Below are 16,999 nucleotides of genomic sequence, written 5' to 3' on the forward strand. Positions count from 1 at the left end.
CCTGCATGGAGAAGGAGCGTGGGAGGATGGCGGCGTGAGTGAGACGACCGCAGCCCAGCCCGCCGTGCCGAACCCCGCAGTCCAGCCCGCCGCGCGCGGTCGAGCGTACGACTCGGCCTTCCTGCGGGCCTGCCGGCACGAGCCGGTGCCGCACACCCCGGTCTGGTTCATGCGTCAGGCGGGCCGCTCGCTGCCCGAGTACCTCAAGGTGCGCGAGGGCATCCCGATGCTCGAGTCCTGCATGCGGCCCGAGCTGGTCAAGGAGATCACCCTGCAGCCGGTGCGCCGGCACAAGGTGGACGCGGCGATCTTCTTCAGCGACATCGTGGTGCCGCTCAAGGCGGTCGGCATCGACGTCGACATCAAGCCCGGCGTCGGCCCGGTGATCGCCGACCCGATCCGTACCAAGGCCGACCTGCAGCGGCTGCGCCCGCTGGAGCCGGACGACGTGCCCTACATCACCGAGGCGGTCGGCCTGCTGGTCGACGAGTTGGGCCAGACCCCGCTGATCGGCTTCGCCGGCGCCCCGTACACGCTGGCCAGTTACCTGGTCGAGGGCGGTCCGTCGAAGAACCACGAGCGCACCAAGGCCATGATGTACGGCGAGCCGGAGCTGTGGGCCGAGCTGGTCGACCGGCTGGCCCAGATCACCTCCGCCTTCCTCAAGGTGCAGATCGCGGCGGGCGTCTCGGCCGTCCAGCTCTTCGACTCCTGGGTGGGCTCGCTGGCGCCGGACGACTACCGACGCTCCGTCATGCCGGCCAGCACCAAGGTCTTCGACTCGGTCGCCGACCTCGGGGTGCCCCGGATCCACTTCGGTGTCGGCACCGGTGAGCTGCTCGGCCTGATGGGCCGGGCCGGCGCCGACGTGGTCGGCGTCGACTGGCGGGTGCCGCTGGGCGAGGCGGCCCGCCGGGTCGGGCTCGGCAAGGCGCTGCAGGGCAACCTCGACCCGGCGGTGCTCTTCGCGCCGACCCACGTGGTGGAGACCAAGGCCCGCGAGGTGCTGCACGCGGCCTCCGCGCTGGGCGGCACCGGCCACATCTTCAACCTGGGCCACGGCGTGCTGCCGAGCATGGACCCGGACGCGCTCAGCCGCCTGGTCGCCTTCGTGCACGAGGCCAGCGCGCGCTGATCACTCGGCCGGTTCGGGCTGCTCCACGCGAGCAGCCGCCCGGCGCCGGCGCAGGACGAACCAGAGCACCGGCGCCGCGACGGCCAGGAACGGCGCCGCGGCCGCCAGCACGACCAGCAGCGTGCGCAGCACGGCGACCAGGACCAGGCAGCCGCCCGCCAGCGCGTGCCCGACCGAGCCCCAGAAGCCGCGCCCGGGCTTCGGCCGGGGCCCGACCACCGCGGCCGGCTGCTGCCGCACCTGTAGGTCCACCGTGATGGTGGAGAGCGAGGTCTGGGTGGCCAGTTGCTGCTGCTGGGCCTGCAGCGACTCCAGCGCGGCCTCGCGGCTGCTCAGCTCCCCCTCCAGGGTGACGATGTCGTTCAGCGAGGCGGCCTGCGACATCAACTGGCGGACCCGGTCCACGCTGGCCTGCTGGCTCTTCACCCGGCTGTCGACGTCCGCCACCTGCTGGGTGAGGTCGTCGGCCTGGGTGGAGCGACTCAGCACCGTGCCGAAGCCGGCCAGCTGGTCGAAGCTCTGCTGGAAGGCCGCCGACGGGATCCGCAACACCACCTCCGCGCTGCCCGAGTCCCCGGAGTTCTCGTGTTCGACGAAGCCGGACTGCCGGGTGGCCAGGTCCTCCGCCCGCTGGACCGTGCCGTCGATGCTGTCCACCCGCAGGCCGAGCTGCCCGGTGTAGGCGATCGCCCGCGGATCCGCAGCGGGCGCCGCGCTCGCGCCCGGGGCCGACCCGGCGGCCCCGGCCTTGGCGGGCTGGCCGGCGGCCTGCCCGGGCGCGGCCTGGGCCGGCTGGGGTGCCTGTGCCGCCTGGGGCCCCGCCACCGCGCTGTTCCCGCCGCCGTCCGCGCTGCACCCGGCGAGCGCCAGGACGGCGGCGGCCGCCAGCGCGGCGCCGGCTCTGCTGATCCCGCTCATGCTCATGCTCTGGATTCCCCTCCCGCTGACACGTGTCCGGTTGGACGGCCCGGCAGTTGACGGGGTTTCAGGTCTCGGGTTGCGACTGCGTCTCAGCCCGATCACCATTCGGACCAGGGCCGTCTGGGAGACTGCGGGGCATGGCAGAAGCACTTCCCAAGGTCGCCGTGATCGGCGGCGGCATCGCCGGGCTGGCCGCGGCCGCCCACCTGGCCGGCGTGGCCGGCGGGCCGGCTCGCGCACGGGTCACCCTGCTGGAGGCCGGCGCGTACCTGGGCGGCAAGCTGCGCACCGGCGAGGTGGGCGGGATCCAGGTGGACCTCGGCGCCGAGTCGATGCTGGCCCGCCGCCCCGAGGCCGTCGAACTCGCCCGGCAGGTCGGCCTGGCCGACGCCCTGGAACCCCCGAGCACCGCCAAGGCCGCCCTGTGGACCAGGGGTGCGCTGCACCCGCTGCCCGGCGGGCAGCTGATGGGCGTCCCCGGCGACCTCGACGCGCTCGCCGCCTCCGGCGTGCTCAGCCCCGAGGGCCTGGCCCGGGTGCGGGCCGAGCGGCCGGCCGCGGTCGCCTCGATCGGCCAGGGCGTGGCGGGCGGCGCGGATGTGGCGATCGGCGCCTTCGTGGCCGAGCGGCTCGGCCAGGAGGTGGTGGACCGGCTGGTCGAGCCGCTGCTCGGCGGTGTCTACGCGGGCCGCGCCGCGGAGATCTCGCTGCGCGCCGCCGTCCCGCAACTGCTCGCGATCGCCCAGGGCGGCGGGTCGCTGGTCGGCGGCGTGCACGCGCTGCTGGACCGCCCGCAGGCCGGCGGCCCGGTCTTCCAGGGCCTGCGCGGCGGGATCGGCACCCTGCCCACCGCCGTCGCCGCCGCCTGCGAGCGGGCCGGCGTCCAACTGCGGTTGCGCACGCCGGTCGGCGAGCTGCGCCGCACCCCCGAGGGCTGGCTGGTCGACGGCGAGGCGTTCGACGCCGTGCTGCTCGCCGTCCCCGCGCCCGTCGCCGCCAAGCTGCTGGCCGCCGACGCGCCGGGCGCCGCCGCCGAGTTGGCCGCGATCGAGTACGCCGGGATGGCCCTGGTCACCCTCGCCTTCGACCGCACCGAACTGGCCGATCCGCCGCCGGGCAGCGGATTCCTGGTCCCCCCGGTGGACGGCCGCTCGATCAAGGCCGCCACCTTCTCCAGCCGGAAGTGGGGCTGGCTGGCGAGCGCCGCCCCCGACAGCTTCGTGCTGCGCACCTCGCTCGGTCGCTACCGCGAGGAGGCGGCGCTCGACCTGGACGACGCCGAACTGGTCGCCCGCTCGCTGGCCGACCTGCGCGCGGCGGTGGGCCTGAGCGCCCGCCCGTACGCGAGCTCGGTCGACCGGTGGCGGGCCGGCCTGCCGCAGTACCCGGTGGGTCACCAGGAGCGGGTCGGCCGGATCCGGGCCGCCGTCCGGGGCCTGGGCGGCCTCGCGCTGGCGGGCGCGGCCTACGACGGCGTGGGCATTCCGGCCTGCGTGGCGAGCGCCCGGCGCGCCGTCGACGAATTGTCGACCCCGGCGCCGGGGCAGAGCGCGCGAAAGGGAGAATGAGGGCATGACCGATACCGCTGAGCAGACGTCGCAGAAGAAGAAGGCCCGGGACCTGAACCAGGTCATCCGCTACACCATGTGGTCGGTGTTCCAGCTGAAGGACGCGCTCCCCGAGGACCGCGCCGCGCTGGCCACCGAGGTCGAGGAACTGTTCGAGCAGCTGGCCGCCAAGGACGTCACGGTGCGCGGCAGCTACGACGTCTCGGGCCTGCGCGCCGACGCCGATCTGATGATCTGGTGGCACGCCGCCGACTCCGACGACCTGCAGGAGGCGTACAACCGCTTCCGCCGCACCGGGCTCGGCCGCCTGCTCAAGCCGGTCTGGTCGAACATGGCGCTGCACCGCCCCGCCGAGTTCAACAAGTCGCACATCCCGGCCTTCCTCGCCGACGAGCACGCCCGCGAGTACGTCTGCGTCTACCCGTTCGTCCGCTCCTACGAGTGGTACCTGCTGCCGGACGACGAGCGCCGGGCGATGCTCGCCGAGCACGGCCAGATGGCCCGTGGCTACCCGGACGTGCGGGCCAACACGGTCGCCTCGTTCGCGCTCGGCGACTACGAGTGGCTGCTCGCCTTCGAGGCGGACGAACTGCACCGGATCGTGGACCTGATGCGCGACCTGCGCCCGTCCCGCGCGCGCCTGCACGTGCGCGAGGAGGTGCCGTTCTTCACCGGTCGCCGCAAGCCGATCAGCGAGCTGCTGAACGGCCTGGTCTGATCCCTGACGCCTGACGCCTGACGGCGGGCTCGGCTAACCCCGCAGCGCCATCCGCAGGCGGGCGTCCTGCAGCGCGTCCGCGCCGTCGATCGCCACCGCCGTGAGCAGCAGGCGCTCGGCGTCGCGCGTGCCCGCGCCCTCGCTGCTCGCGCGGCGGGGGCGGCGGCGCAGCTCGCGCAGGACCTGGTCGCCGGCCGGGGCGGCCCAGCGGGTGTAGGGGTGCACGTCCACCCGGGCCATCAGCAGGGTGCCGGTGGTGAGGATCAGCGGCAGCGAGAACCAGGCCAGGGTGGCGGCGCTGTCGTGCCGCCCGGGCCCGGTCAGCGTCATCGCCGCGACCAGCAGCACCGCCGAGAGCAGCAGCGCCTGGCGGACCTGACGCACCGCCAGCATCGTGCTCTCGCGGATCCCCGCCGGGGTGGCCAGGCCCGCCAGCGAGAGCCGGGCGCCGATTTCGGCCACCGTCGGATGCTCGCTGAGCGCCTCGCGCAGCTCCGCCGTCCGGCACTGCCCCTCCGGGCCTATCTCGCTGATCAGCGCGCGCTCCAGGCGGCTGCGGCCCTGCGGGTCGACCACCGTGGTCCAGCCGGTGTGCGCCAGGTGCAGCCGGCCGCGCCCGTTCATCAGCACCAGCGCGAGGTCCACCACCCGCTCCGGGCCGCCGGCCAGGTACGCCGTCTCGTAGAGCCCGATCGCCACCTGGTCCGTCTCCTCCTCCGTCAACCCCACCGACGCGTCGGCCGAGGCGGCGGCCCGGACCAGACGCAGACAGGCGAGAACCGCGACGACGCAGGCCGGGACCAGGAAGAGCAACCACATGGGCCCTGTTCTAGACCTCATGAGCGCGAGCTGGGAAGAAACCGTGGGCACGATACCGAATCGTGACCGGCGCGGTGCTCTTCAGCTGAACAGCACCGCCCGGTCCGTGCCCAGGTGCCCGCGCAGCACGGTGAGGGCGCGCATGCTCTGCGACTTCACCACCGAGGTGCTCAACCCGAGGATCTCGGCGGTCTGTTCCACGCTCTGGTCCTCCCAGTAGCGCAGCAGCACGATCGCCCGCTCCCGTTTGGGCAGCAGCGCCAGCGCGTTCAGCAGGGTGAGCCGGTCGGCCGTCGGGTCGCCCGGGTGCGGCAGGTCCGGCAGCTGATCCACGGCCAACTCGCTGCTGCTGCGCAGCCGTTTGTGGTCGAGCAGCGTGTTGAGCAGCACCTTGCGGGCGTAGCCGAACGGGTCGCTGCCGTGCCGGGCCAGCCGGTTCCAGGCCACGTACATCTTGGTGAGGGTGCTCTGGGTCAGATCCTGGGCCAAGTGCCAGTCCCGGCACATCAGGTAGGCGATCTGCCGCAGGCGGGTGACGTTCGCCTCGGCGAAGGCGGTGAAGTCGGCTTCGTTGCGCACCATCGGTCTCCCGGTCTCGGTGGGTGGAAAAGGGGGGAGCCGCGACCCCGTTCGGGGCCGCGGCGGTGATGGTGCGGTTACTTGGTGATGGGCAGGTCGGGGTACTTCGCGTCGGCGGCCTGGACGAACGAGGCCGGCATCAGGTAGTTGATCGCGGGCGTGCCGGCCAGGGCGAGCGCCTGCTCCTGGGTCAGTGGCGCCACGGCCGGGCTCGTGATGCCGGCCGCGCCGGTGCAGTTGGGCATCCAGACCGTGACGTCGACGCCGTCGTGCCGCCGCAGCACGATGATCGAGTGCTGGAAGCAGGCGGCCGGGTTGGACACCACCTCGAACTGCTCGCCGCTGGGCGTGGTCGAGCAGCGGTAGCTGTAGCCGGCGGGCCAGTCACCCGGCTGGCAGAACGAGTACTGCGACTTGAAGGCCGCGACCTCCAACTGGGCCGTGCCCTGCGCCGTGTGCACGTTGAGGCTGACGTAGGGGCTGGGACTCTGCGAACCGCCCAGCTTGGCCGAGTAGTTGTCCGTGCTGAGTCCGCTCGGCAGGGCGTGCAGCACCGCGTCCAGCAGGCCGGCCGGGCTGTCCGGGACCAGCACGCCGGACGACGTTGCGGCGGAGGCGCTGGGGGCCCCGGGCGTGGGAGACGCCGTGACAACCGATGGCGCACCGGGCGCGCTGGGTGTCGCGGAACTCGACGGCGTACCGGCCGCGCTGGGCGTCGCGGAAGCCGACGGCGTACCGGCCGCGGCCGCGCTCAGCTCGGCCCGGTGAGCCGGCCCGCTGCCCAGCACCCCGACCAGCACGCTCGCCGCGACGGCCACGGCGGTCACCGAGCCGGTGACCGCGCCCACGGTCCGCCGCCGCCGCTGCCGGCGTCCGCGCTGGGTGGCCAGCGTGACGACGTCGCCCAGCGGCGGTCCGTTGAGCGCGGCGAGCTCGGTGTCCAGCGCATGATGAAACTCGTCGGGTCGGAACCCGTCGCTCTCGTTTTCGTTCATGTCGATTGCTGTCCCTCTGATGTCGGTCGCACGCCGGCTGTGCGGACCCGCTGCTGCGGGCTCTGCTCACCAGGACGGGTCGGACCGGCGGTTCGGTCGCAACCGCGGGACAGCAATCGAAATCGACGCGCTACTCGGCCGGCCGCAGGGTCAGCGAGATGCTGTTGATGCAGTACCGCTGGTCGGTCGGCGTTTCATAGCCCTCGCCCTCGAAGACGTGGCCCAGGTGGCCGCCGCAACGCGCGCAGCGGACCTCGACCCGGCGCATGCCCATCGTGGTGTCCTCGATGTACTGGACCCGGTCCTCGGCCAGCGGCGCGTAGTAGGAGGGCCAGCCGCAGTGGCTCTCGAACTTGGTCTCCGAGCTGAACAGTTCACTGCCGCAGGCCCGGCAGCTGTACACGCCCACCGTCTTGGTGTCGGTGTACTCGCCGACGAACGGGCGCTCGGTGCCCGCCTCACGCAGCACGTGGTACTCCTGCGGGCTGAGTTGGGCTCGCCACTCGCCCTCGGTCTTCTCGATCTCGTAGCTCATCTCTGACCTCCTTCAGACCGCATCAGCAGCCAGCCGCTCCAGGCCATTCCCGATTTCGTCCAAGATCGCCGGTCCCAGGTTGGTCACGTCGCCGGCGCCCATGGTCAGCACCAGGTCGCCCGGTGCGGCCAGCTCGGCCAGCGCCGCGGCGGCGGCCGCGAAGTCGTGTTCGGCGGTCACCTCGGCACCCGCGCGGCGGGCCGCGTCGATGATCAGCTCGCTGGTCACGCCCGGGATCGGGTCCTCGCGCGCCGGGTAGATGTCGAGCACCACCGAGGCGTCGGCCAGCGCCAGGGCCTGGCCCATCTCCTCGGCCAGCTGCTGGGTCCGGCTGAACAGGTGTGGCTGGAAGACCACCAGCACCCGGCCGGCGCCGGCCTCCCGGATCGCCTCCAGGTCGGCGGTCATCTCGGTGGGGTGGTGCGCGTAGGAGTCGATCACCTGCACGCCGCGCGCCTCGCCCTTGAGCTGCAGGCGCCGGCGCACGCCGGTGTACGAGCCGAGCGCCTTGGCCAGGTCCTCGGCCGGCACGCCGAGCGCGACACCGGCGGCCAGGGCGGCGACGGCGTTGTGTGCGTAGTGCCGCCCGGGCACCGAGACGGTGAAGGCCAGCTCGCGGCCGTCCAGCTCGACGGTGACCTCGCTGGTCATGCCGCGCGCGGCCACCGAGACCACCCGTACGGTGGCGTCCTCGGCGGCTCCGACGGTGACGATCCGCACCCCCGCGGCGGTCAGGCCGTCGCGGCCGGCCACCCGTGCGGTCAGCTCGCGGGCGCCCCCGTGGTCGGCGGAGATCACCAGGGTGCCGCCGGGCTCGATCCGGGCGACGAAGGTCTCGAAGGAGTCGTAGATCTCGTCCATCGACGCGTAGTTGGCGTGGTGGTCGAGCTCCACGTTGAGGATGATCGCCACCTCGGGCGCGTACTTGTGGAAGCTGCGGTCGCTCTCGTCCGCCTCGGCCACGAAGATCTCGCCGGTGCCGTGCTGCGCGTTGCTGCCGGGGGCGTCCAGGTCGCCGCCGATCGCGTAGGACGGGTCCAGGCCCAGCTCGCCGAGCGCGACGGCCAGCATGCTGGTGGTGGTGGTCTTGCCGTGCGTGCCGGCCACCGCCAGCGCGCGCCGCCCGCCCATCAGCGCGGCCAGCGCGTCCGAGCGGTGCACCACCGGGATGCCGCGCTCGCGGGCGGCCACCAGCTCGGGGTTGTCGGACCGGATCGCGCTGGAGATCACGATGCTGCTGGCGCCGTCCGGCACGTTCTCGGCGGCGTGGCCGACCTGGACGGCGGCGCCCAGCTCGCGCAACGCGAGCACGGTCTCGGACTCCTTCGCGTCACTGCCGGAGACCTTGGCGCCACGCACCGCGAGGATCTTCGCAAGACCCGACATGCCGGCCCCGCCGATTCCGATGAAGTGCGGGGCGTGCAGGTCGTGGGCGGCGTCGTTCAAGGCAGTCTCCAGAGCTGAAGAGGCGAGCTGAAATGGCGAATCGTCCTCGCGGGCATTCCCGCAAGGACGATTCTGCCACCAGCCGGGCGACTGACCCGCGACGCAGTGGAGCGTGGGGGCCGCCGAGGTGGGGGCACCTTCCGGCCGAAAGCTGGGGGCGAGGCGGGACCCGCCCGCAGCGGAGGAGCGGGTCACCAGGCCCCATGTCAGGGGACCGGGCCCCATGCCCGCGAGGGTGTCGCCGCTCGGGGCCGCCGGGTGGGTCAGGCCTCGCTGGCGAAGAGCTTCAGCACCGGCACGCCGACCTTGTGCCGGGCCTTGGAGGCCCAGTCGCGGTGGAAGAACTCCTCCACGAAGTGCGGCGCGGTCAGCACCAGGACCTCGTCCGCCGAGGACTCCTCGACCACCGTGCGCAGGGTGTCCAGCGGGTCGGCCTCGACCACCTGGCCGGCCGCCTCGGCGCCGGCCTGCCGCAGGTGGCGCAGGCTGTGCTCGAGCGACTCGGCGACCACCGCCGGTCCGTTCGCCTCGTCGTGCTCGTGCACCGCCTTGTCGAGATGCCCGAGCGCCACGTCGTCGAGGGAGCGCAGCAGTTCGTCCTGCTTGCCGCGCGGTTGCATCAGGACGACGAACGAGACCTTCTCCTCACCGTGCAGGGTGGTGACCAGCTCCACATCGGCGTCGGAGAGCGCCTTTTCGATCATCAGTACGGTTTTGAACACTAGAGTCCCTTCCGTGTTACAGGCCCCCGGGGTCCGGTGTCCCCTCCCATACTGCCCGGAGGAAGCTTTCCTCACGCGGCACATGTGGCGCACGGGCCACCTGGAGAGTGGGCGGTTACTCGGGGGTACGGCAGTAGCGAGTGAAGAGGAAACCTTTCTGCTCGATCAATGAGACCAGCCGCATCCGCTGTGCGTCAGCCATTTCCACACCGTGCATGATCCGTGGCGCGTCCCCGGCGGTCAGCAGCGGGGCCAGCGACAGGCACAGCTCGTCCAGCAGCCCGTCGGCGGCCAGCTGGGCCAGCAGGCGGGGGCCGCCCTCAGTGAGCTGCCGGGTCCAGCCGCGCGCGGTCAGCTCGGCCTGGGCCGCCGTGAGGTCGACCCCGCCGCGACCCGTCGTGATCACGTCGGCCACCTTCCGCACCGCGGTCAGCGCGGCCGCCGGGGCGTCCTCGGGCGCGATCACCACGGTGCGCACCAGCGCTTCGGTGAACAGCGGTGCGTCCAGGTCCAGCACCAGGCTGCGGCTGACGATCGCGATCACCGGCGCCGGCGCCTGCCCGGCGGCCGCGCGCGCCGCCGCGAAGTCGGCGCGCGCCCTGGCCGGACGGTAGCCCTCGGCCCGGACCGTCTCCGCGCCCACCAGCACCACGTCGGCGAGTGCCCGCAGCACGCCGAAGATCCGCTTGTCGGCGTCGCCGGAGAGCCCTTCGGAGAGGCCGGAGAGCTTCGCGGCCCCGTCCAGCGAGCCGACCATGTTGGCCCGCAGCCAGGGCCGGCCCGCGGCCACCTGCTCGGGATAGGCGTAGGTGTCGGCCAACGCCTCCAGCGCGGCGGGATCGGCGTGGTCGGCGGAGTGTGACGGACGGATCAGCTGGCGCATGTCTGGCAGTCTTCCACGACGCGTACTCTTGACTACCGTGCCCGCAGCCTCCCACCCTGAAGCCATAGTCGGTACGGTCACCGGCTCCCCGCTCGCGCTGACCGAGCGCCGTCCGGTGGTTCCGGCCGAGCGCCTGGTCGCGGAGATGGTCCCGCCGCCGCGATTCGCCGGCGTCAGCTTCGGGTCCTACCTGCCGGACACCACCCAGCCCAGCCAGGCCGGGGCGGTCACCGTGCTGGAGGAGTTCGCGGCCGGCCTGAACGCGGTCCAGGCGCCCAAGCGCGGCTGGTTCCGCAAGGCGGCGCCACCGGCCGGCCCGGACGGCGTCTACCTGGACGGCGGCTACGGCGTCGGCAAGACCCACCTGCTGGCCTCGCTCTGGCACGCGGCGCCGGGCCCCAAGGCCTTCGGCACCTTCGTCGAGCTGACCAACCTGGTCGGCGCGCTGGGCTTCCAGCAGGCCGTGCGGACGCTCTCCGGCCACAAGCTGCTCTGCATCGACGAGTTCGAGCTGGACGACCCGGGTGACACGGTGCTGGTCTCCACGCTGCTGTCGCGGCTGGTGGAGGCCGGGGTCAAGCTGGCCGCCACCTCCAACACCCTGCCGGAGAAGCTGGGCGAGGGCCGGTTCGCGGCCACCGACTTCCTGCGCGAGATCCAGGGGCTCTCGGCGCACTTCCGCCCGCTGCGGATCGACGGCCAGGACTACCGCCACCGCGGTCTGCCGGCCGCCCCGCCGCCGTACTCCGACGACCAGGTGACCCAGCGCGCCGCCGGCACCCCGGGCGCCGCGCTGGACGACTTCGGCGACCTGCTGGCCCACCTCTCGGTGGTGCACCCCAGCAGGTACGGCGCGCTGCTCGACGATGTGCACGCGGTCTTCCTGCGCGGGGTGCGGCCGGTGGACGACCAGTCGACGGCGCTGCGCCTGGTGGTGCTGGCCGACCGGATGTACGACCGCGAGCTGCCGGTCACCGCCTCCGGCATCCCGTTCGACCAGGTCTTCTCCGAGGAGATGCTGAAGGGCGGCTACCGCAAGAAGTACCTGCGCGCGATCTCCCGCCTGGTCGCGCTCGCCCGGGATTCAGCTCGATAGATCCGGACTGTCGGTGCCGGGTCGTACGGTGGGACCGTGCGACCCATCACGAGCATTGAGCGGACCACGACGCCCTTCGAGGTCGTCAGCCCCTACCAGCCGAACGGCGACCAGCCGGCGGCCATCGCCGAGCTGGAGCGCCGCGTCCGCGCGGGCGAGCAGGACGTCGTCCTGCTGGGCGCCACCGGCACCGGCAAGTCGGCCACCACCGCCTGGATGATCGAGAAGCTCCAGCGGCCCACCCTGGTGATGGCGCCGAACAAGACGCTCGCCGCCCAGCTGGCCAACGAGTTCCGCGAGCTGCTGCCGAACAACGCGGTCGAGTACTTCGTCTCGTACTACGACTACTACCAGCCCGAGGCGTACGTCCCGCAGACCGATACGTACATCGAGAAGGACTCCTCGATCAACGAGGAGGTCGAGCGGCTGCGCCACTCGGCCACCAACTCGCTGCTCACCCGTCGGGACGTCGTGGTGGTCGCCTCGGTCTCCTGCATCTACGGTCTCGGCACCCCGCAGGAGTACGTGGACCGGATGGTGCAGCTCAGGGTCGGTGAGGAGATCGACCGGGACGCGCTGCTGCGCCGCTTCGTCGACATCCAGTACACCCGCAACGACCTGGCCTTCACCCGCGGCACCTTCCGGGTGCGCGGCGACACCGTGGAGATCTTCCCGGTCTACGAGGAACTGGCGCTGCGGATCGAGATGTTCGGCGACGAGATCGAGTCGCTCTACACCCTGCACCCGCTCACCGGCGAGATCATCAAGCAGCACGACGCCATCCACGTCTTCCCAGCCACCCACTACGTGGCCGGCCCGGAGCGGATGGAGCGCGCGGTCAACGGCATCGAGCGGGAGCTGGCGGAGCGGCTGGCCACCCTGGAGAAGCAGGGCAAACTGCTGGAGGCCCAGCGGCTGCGGATGCGCACCACCTACGACATCGAGATGCTCCGCCAGATCGGCAGCTGCTCCGGCGTGGAGAACTACTCGATGCACTTCGACGGCCGCGAGCCGGGCACCGCGCCCAACACGCTGCTCGACTACTTCCCGGAGGACTTCCTCCTGGTCATCGACGAGTCCCACGTGACGGTCCCGCAGATCGGCGCGATGTACGAGGGCGACGCCTCGCGCAAGCGCACCCTGGTCGAGCACGGCTTCCGGCTGCCCTCCGCGCTGGACAACCGGCCGCTGAAGTGGGAGGAGTTCCTGGGGCGGGTCGGCCAGACCGTCTACCTCTCGGCCACCCCCGGACCGTACGAGCTGTCCCGTGGCGACGGCCAGGTCGAGCAGATCATCCGCCCGACCGGCCTGATCGACCCCGAGGTGATCGTCAAGCCGACCGAGGGCCAGATCGACGACCTGGTGCACGAGATCCGGCTGCGGGTCGAGCGGGACGAGCGGGTGCTGGTCACCACGCTCACCAAGAAGATGTCCGAGGACCTCACCGACTACCTGCTCGGCCTGGACATCCGGGTCCGCTACCTGCACAGCGACATCGACACGCTGCGCCGGATCGAGCTGCTGCGCGAGCTGCGGGCCGGCAAGTACGACGTGCTGGTCGGCATCAACCTGCTCCGTGAGGGCCTGGACCTGCCGGAGGTCTCCCTGGTGGCGATCCTGGACGCGGACAAGGAGGGCTTCCTGCGCTCCGGCACCTCGCTGATCCAGACCATCGGCCGCGCCGCCCGAAACGTCTCCGGCCAGGTCCACATGTACGCGGACAAGATCACCGCGGCGATGGCGAAGGCGATCGACGAGACCAACCGTCGCCGCGCCGTCCAGCAGGCCTACAACGAGAAGCACGGCATCGACCCGCAGCCGCTGCGCAAGAAGATCGGCGACATCCTGGACACCCTGGCCCGCGAGGAGGTGGACACCGAGGAGCTGCTCAGCACCGGCTACCGGGACGACGCCAAGGCCAAGGGCAAGGCTCCGGTCCCCGCGCTGAGCGCCGACCGGGCGGCCGACCGGGCCAGGAGCGGCAGCCTGCCGGCGGTCGAACTGGCCGGGACCATCCAGGAGATGACCGAGCGGATGCACGCGGCCGCGGCCGCACTGCAGTTCGAGGTGGCCGCCAGGTTGCGGGACGAGGTCAAGGAACTGAAGAAGGAGCTGCGCCGGCTCAAGGAGGCCGGAATCGCCTAGCGCACCCCTTGACGCGCCGGGGGCGGCCCTGGTGGGGCCGTCCCCCAGGGCCTAGGGTTGGCAGACGACGTACCAGGCGGACAGCAGCCAGGGGGGCCTCAGCCGGGGGACGGCAGCGGGGTGTTCCGACGCTGGCCGGCGTGCGTGACCCAGCGCGCGGGCCGAGAAGAGGGGATAACACCGTGTCGGTGAATCTGACCAAGGGGCAGCAGGTGAGCCTGCGCAAGCCCGGCGGCGAGCCGTTGAGCGTGGTCCGGATGGGCCTGGGGTGGCGTGCGGCGCCCAAGCGCGGCATCTTCGGCAGCCGCACCCGGCAGATCGACCTGGACGCCTCGGCCCTGCTCTACGCCGAGCGCACGCCCGCCGACGTGGTCTTCTTCCAGCAGCTGGTGAGCAAGGACGGCTCGGTGCGGCACACCGGGGACAACCTGGTCGGCGGCGCGGGGGCGGGCGGCGACGACGAGTCGATCGTGGTGGACCTGTCCCGGATCCCCGCGCAGATCACCCAGGTGGTCTTCACGGTCAGCTCCTACACCGGGCAGACCTTCGCCGAGGTGCAGAACGCGCACTGCCGCCTGCTCGACGAGCTCAACGGCCAGGAGCTGGCCCGCTACGAGCTGACCGGCGGCGGCGCGCACACCGGGCAGATCATGGCCAAGGTGTTCCGGGATCCGTCCGGCGGCTGGGAGATGCAGGCGATCGGTGCCCCGGCCCGGGCCCGGACCTTCCAGGACCTGCTGCCGGCGATCGAGCCGTTCCTGTAGGCCCTTGGGTAGTTCTTTACCTTCTCTTGGGGCTTCCTGTATTCTGCTGGGAACGGAGGGGAGTATTCCCCCTACGGTGTTCCCGTCAGCACGGCGGCCGCGGATCGGCCGACCCGGGAGCATCGGCCCGCGTCGTACAGTGCGGGCGGAAGAGACCTCCGGCAGACGACACATGCCGGAGGACCAGCTTCATGGACGTCTCGCTCGCCCTGTGGGCGACCACGATCGGGGTGCTGATCGCCCTGATCGCCGCCGACTTCTTCATCGGCGGCCGCAAGCCGCACGAGGTCTCGATCAAGGAGGCCGGCACCTGGACGGTGGTCTGGGTGGTGCTGGCGATCCTCTTCGGCTGCTTCCTCTGGTGGTACGGCGGCGGGCAGCCGGCCGGTCAGTTCTTCGCCGGCTACCTGACCGAGAAGTCGCTGAGCGTCGACAACCTCTTCGTCTTCGTGCTGATCATGGCCAAGTTCGCGGTGCCGCGCGCCCAGCAGCAGCGGGTGCTGATGGTCGGGGTGCTGATCGCGCTGGTGCTGCGCGCGGTCTTCATCGCCGGCGGCGCGGCGCTGATCAGCAGCTTCTCCTGGGTCTTCTACTTCTTCGGCGCGTTCCTGGTCTGGACGGCCTGGAAGCTGATCAAGGAGGCCAGGGCCGGCCACCAGGACGAGGAGTTCCAGGAGAACCGGGTGCTCACGGCGGTCCGGCGGCGCTTCCCGGCGATCTCCGCGATGACCGTGGTGATGCTGGCCATCGGCACCACCGACGTGCTCTTCGCGCTGGACTCGATCCCGGCGATCTTCGGCCTCACCCAGGACCCGTACATCGTCTTCACCGCCAACGCCTTCGCGCTGATGGGCCTGCGCCAGCTGTACTTCCTGATCGGCGGGCTGCTGAAGCGGCTGGTGCACCTGTCCTACGGGCTCTCGGTGATCCTCGGCTTCATCGGCGTCAAGCTGGTGCTGCACGCCCTGCACGAGAGCGGGCTGCACGTGCCGGAGATCGGCATCCCGTTCTCGCTCGGCTTCATCGTGCTGGTGCTCGGCATCACCACGGTCACCAGCCTGCGCGCCACCCGGCGGGCCGCGCTCACCTGACGACGGCAGCCCCGGGGCCGCGCCTGCCCCCGGGCCCGCACCGGCGGCACCCGGGGGCGCACCGCTTCACCAGCCGCGCTCGCGCCACTGCGGCAGGTGCGGGCGCTCGGCGCCGAGGGTGGTGTCCTTGCCGTGGCCCGGGTAGACCCAGGACTCGTCGGGCAGCACGTCGAACAGCTTGGTGGTGACGTCGCGGTAGAGGCTCTCGAAGGCCGCCTTGTCGTTCCAGGTGTTGCCCACCCCGCCGGGGAAGAGGCAGTCGCCGGTGAAGACGTGCGGGTGCCCCTCGGGGTCGTCGTAGATCAGCACGATCGCGCCCGGGGTGTGGCCGACCAGGTGGCGCACGGTCAGTTCGACCTCGCCGACCCGGACGGTGTCGCCGTCCGCCAGCAGCAGATCGGTGGGGACCTCGATGCCCTCCGCGTCGAACCGGCCCGCCGCGGTGCGGGCGCCGGTGGCTGCCACCACCTCGGCCAGCGCGTTCCAGTGGTCGTGGTGGCGGTGCGTGGTGACCACGGTGGCCAGTCGGTCGCCGACGGTCTCCAGCAGCGCCGGGGCGTCGGCCGCCGCGTCGATCAGCAACTGCTCGTCGCTGGCCCGGCAGCGCAGCAGGTAGGCGTTGTTGTCGAAGGGGCCGACCGCGACCTTGGTGATGATCAGGTGGGCGAGTTCCCGCACGTCCGGCGGGCCGCCGACCTTGACGGCTCCGTGGTAGCTCAAGGGGTGCTCCTCTGGCAGTTCTGGCCGGTCTGGCCGATGGTTGCTCGGATATGATCCCGCGTCAGGCCATCGGGGGGAGGGCGGGCAGTGCCGTGCGCGGGTCGGCCAGCGGGCCGCCGTCGCGGTGCACCTGCAGGCCGTCGCCGTCCGAGCGGCCGGACAGCCAGGCGGTGAGCGCCCGGATCGGGCCCTCGACCCGCAGCTCGACCGCGCCCGCACCGCCGAGCCGGGCCTTGGCGGCGGTGTCGTCGGCCAGCAGCTCGATCGCCGGCAGGCCGTCGACCCCGGCGAACTTGGCCGCCAGGTTGCCGAACTCGACGGCGGCGAACTCCTCGGGCCAGTGCGCCGGGGTGTAGCCGTGGGCCAGGTCGACGTGGTGGTACTCCAGTTCGCCCAGCCGCTTCCAGGGCAGCTCGGCGGCGGGGAAGGTGTAGCCGTGCCGGTGCTTGAGGGTGGCGCCCCAGGCCTGCGGCGGCAGCGCGGCGGCGGCCTCGGCCAGCCGGGCGGCGCTGGTGCGCAGGTCGGCGAGCTGCTCGTCCAGCGGGCGGCCTGCGCCCTGCTCGATGCCCTCCTCGCGGGCGGCGGCGCTGGCGTACTGCGGGATGTCCTGGCCGGTGCGGGCCGACTCCAGCAGGTTGACCAGCGAGTCGGCGTTGCGCGCCAGGTGGGCCAGCACATGGCCGCGGGTCCAGCCGGGCAGTGCGGAGGGCTCGGCGAGGCTGCTCGGCTCGAGGGCGGCGACGGTGTGCAAGAGGCGCTCGGTGCTCTCGGCGACCTGGGCCAGGGTGGCCTGCGGGTCCAGCTCGGTGTTCTCGGTGGTCATCGGGTGGGCCTCCGTCGGTGCGTGACGTGGCAGGGCCCG

The 16,999-nt window shown here is 72.2% G+C and carries 17 protein-coding genes; 7 read left to right on the top strand and 10 right to left on the bottom strand.

The annotated features are described in order from the left end of the window. Positions 1-64 precede the first annotated feature (64 nt). Positions 65-1,135: a uroporphyrinogen decarboxylase gene (gene hemE / locus ABH937_RS05180; RefSeq protein WP_370217501.1), complete on the top strand. Its 1,071-nt coding sequence runs from the start codon at positions 65-67 to the stop codon at positions 1,133-1,135. On the opposite strand, the gene ABH937_RS05185 is transcribed toward hemE, so the two are convergent. Then, positions 1,136-2,059 (bottom strand): DUF4349 domain-containing protein, encoded by a 924-nt coding sequence (locus tag ABH937_RS05185; protein WP_370217351.1) that lies wholly within the window; start codon positions 2,057-2,059, stop codon positions 1,136-1,138. 134 nt (positions 2,060-2,193) lie between these two features. On the opposite strand from ABH937_RS05185, the gene hemG reads away from it, so the two are divergent. Both hemG and hemQ read left to right on the top strand, forming a co-directional pair. After that, a complete protein-coding gene (hemG, locus tag ABH937_RS05190; RefSeq protein WP_370217353.1) occupies positions 2,194-3,624 on the top strand; it encodes a protoporphyrinogen oxidase in 1,431 nt (476 codons plus the stop codon). Between the two features lie 4 nt (positions 3,625-3,628). Continuing rightward, positions 3,629-4,342 carry a hydrogen peroxide-dependent heme synthase gene (gene hemQ, locus ABH937_RS05195; protein WP_280688789.1) on the top strand — a complete coding sequence of 238 codons (714 nt, stop codon included), beginning with the start codon at positions 3,629-3,631 and terminating at the stop codon, positions 4,340-4,342. 33 nt (positions 4,343-4,375) lie between these two features. On the opposite strand, the gene ABH937_RS05200 is transcribed toward hemQ, so the two are convergent. From ABH937_RS05200 to ABH937_RS05230, 7 genes are all read right to left on the bottom strand, one after another. Next, complete coding sequence (locus ABH937_RS05200) at positions 4,376-5,161, bottom strand: TIGR04222 domain-containing membrane protein (protein WP_280688790.1); 786 nt, start codon at positions 5,159-5,161, stop codon at positions 4,376-4,378. A gap of 81 nt (positions 5,162-5,242) precedes the next feature. After that, positions 5,243-5,743 (bottom strand): SigE family RNA polymerase sigma factor, encoded by a 501-nt coding sequence (locus tag ABH937_RS05205; RefSeq protein ID WP_280688791.1) that lies wholly within the window; start codon positions 5,741-5,743, stop codon positions 5,243-5,245. Positions 5,744-5,817: 74 nt separating this feature from the next. Next, entirely contained in the window at positions 5,818-6,735 is a 918-nt protein-coding gene (locus tag ABH937_RS05210; protein ID WP_280688792.1) for a hypothetical protein, read from the bottom strand. Positions 6,736-6,865: 130 nt separating this feature from the next. Beyond that, positions 6,866-7,270: a peptide-methionine (R)-S-oxide reductase MsrB gene (gene msrB, locus ABH937_RS05215; RefSeq protein WP_280688793.1), complete on the bottom strand. Its 405-nt coding sequence runs from the start codon at positions 7,268-7,270 to the stop codon at positions 6,866-6,868. Positions 7,271-7,282: 12 nt separating this feature from the next. Further along, positions 7,283-8,695, bottom strand: a complete 1,413-nt coding sequence (gene murC, locus ABH937_RS05220; protein ID WP_370217502.1) for a UDP-N-acetylmuramate--L-alanine ligase — start codon at positions 8,693-8,695, stop codon at positions 7,283-7,285. Positions 8,696-8,979: 284 nt separating this feature from the next. Then, the gene (locus tag ABH937_RS05225; protein ID WP_280688795.1) at positions 8,980-9,438 is read right to left on the bottom strand and encodes an indole-3-glycerol phosphate synthase; all 459 of its coding nucleotides are present in this window, start codon (positions 9,436-9,438) and stop codon (positions 8,980-8,982) included. Positions 9,439-9,553: 115 nt separating this feature from the next. After that, entirely contained in the window at positions 9,554-10,321 is a 768-nt protein-coding gene (locus tag ABH937_RS05230; RefSeq protein WP_280688796.1) for a pyrimidine reductase family protein, read from the bottom strand. On the opposite strand from ABH937_RS05230, the gene zapE reads away from it, so the two are divergent. The 4 genes from zapE (at position 10,320) to ABH937_RS05250 (ending at position 15,417) form a co-directional block, all read left to right on the top strand. Beyond that, entirely contained in the window at positions 10,320-11,417 is a 1,098-nt protein-coding gene (gene zapE, locus ABH937_RS05235; RefSeq protein WP_370217356.1) for a cell division protein ZapE, read from the top strand. The genes ABH937_RS05230 and zapE overlap by 2 nt on opposite strands. Before the next feature lie 36 nt (positions 11,418-11,453). Continuing rightward, positions 11,454-13,562, top strand: coding sequence for an excinuclease ABC subunit UvrB (uvrB, locus tag ABH937_RS05240; RefSeq protein ID WP_280688798.1), 2,109 nt, complete (start codon positions 11,454-11,456; stop codon positions 13,560-13,562). A gap of 182 nt (positions 13,563-13,744) precedes the next feature. After that, on the top strand, positions 13,745-14,326 hold the full coding sequence (locus ABH937_RS05245; protein ID WP_280688799.1) for a TerD family protein: 582 nt from the start codon (positions 13,745-13,747) through the stop codon (positions 14,324-14,326). A 191-nt stretch (positions 14,327-14,517) separates the two neighbouring features. Continuing rightward, entirely contained in the window at positions 14,518-15,417 is a 900-nt protein-coding gene (locus ABH937_RS05250; RefSeq protein ID WP_370217357.1) for a TerC family protein, read from the top strand. Between the two features lie 66 nt (positions 15,418-15,483). Here the strand turns inward: ABH937_RS05250 and ABH937_RS05255 are convergent, their stop codons facing one another. Together ABH937_RS05255 and ABH937_RS05260 are read right to left on the bottom strand one after the other, a co-directional pair. Continuing rightward, the gene (locus ABH937_RS05255; protein ID WP_280688802.1) at positions 15,484-16,137 is read right to left on the bottom strand and encodes an MBL fold metallo-hydrolase; all 654 of its coding nucleotides are present in this window, start codon (positions 16,135-16,137) and stop codon (positions 15,484-15,486) included. A gap of 61 nt (positions 16,138-16,198) precedes the next feature. Beyond that, positions 16,199-16,960: a maleylpyruvate isomerase family mycothiol-dependent enzyme gene (locus ABH937_RS05260; RefSeq protein ID WP_370217358.1), complete on the bottom strand. Its 762-nt coding sequence runs from the start codon at positions 16,958-16,960 to the stop codon at positions 16,199-16,201. Positions 16,961-16,999 lie beyond the last annotated feature (39 nt).

The sequence above is a fragment of the Kitasatospora sp. GAS1066B genome (assembly GCF_041262605.1).
In the GTDB taxonomy this organism is placed as follows: domain Bacteria; phylum Actinomycetota; class Actinomycetes; order Streptomycetales; family Streptomycetaceae; genus Kitasatospora.

Excerpts from the sequence above, each read along its gene's own strand:
- ABH937_RS05260 (WP_370217358.1), bottom strand. The coding sequence starts at position 16,960 with ATGACCACCGAGAACACCGAGCTGGACCCGCAGGCCACCCTGGCCCAG.
- ABH937_RS05230 (WP_280688796.1), bottom strand. The coding sequence starts at position 10,321 with ATGCGCCAGCTGATCCGTCCGTCACACTCCGCCGACCACGCCGATCCC.
- ABH937_RS05210 (WP_280688792.1), bottom strand. The coding sequence starts at position 6,735 with ATGAACGAAAACGAGAGCGACGGGTTCCGACCCGACGAGTTTCATCAT.
- ABH937_RS05205 (WP_280688791.1), bottom strand. The coding sequence starts at position 5,743 with ATGGTGCGCAACGAAGCCGACTTCACCGCCTTCGCCGAGGCGAACGTC.
- ABH937_RS05200 (WP_280688790.1), bottom strand. The coding sequence starts at position 5,161 with ATGTGGTTGCTCTTCCTGGTCCCGGCCTGCGTCGTCGCGGTTCTCGCC.
- hemG (WP_370217353.1), top strand. The coding sequence starts at position 2,194 with ATGGCAGAAGCACTTCCCAAGGTCGCCGTGATCGGCGGCGGCATCGCC.
- ABH937_RS05250 (WP_370217357.1), top strand. The coding sequence starts at position 14,518 with ATGGACGTCTCGCTCGCCCTGTGGGCGACCACGATCGGGGTGCTGATC.
- hemQ (WP_280688789.1), top strand. The coding sequence starts at position 3,629 with ATGACCGATACCGCTGAGCAGACGTCGCAGAAGAAGAAGGCCCGGGAC.
- ABH937_RS05185 (WP_370217351.1), bottom strand. The coding sequence starts at position 2,059 with ATGAGCATGAGCGGGATCAGCAGAGCCGGCGCCGCGCTGGCGGCCGCC.
- msrB (WP_280688793.1), bottom strand. The coding sequence starts at position 7,270 with ATGAGCTACGAGATCGAGAAGACCGAGGGCGAGTGGCGAGCCCAACTC.
- zapE (WP_370217356.1), top strand. The coding sequence starts at position 10,320 with ATGTCTGGCAGTCTTCCACGACGCGTACTCTTGACTACCGTGCCCGCA.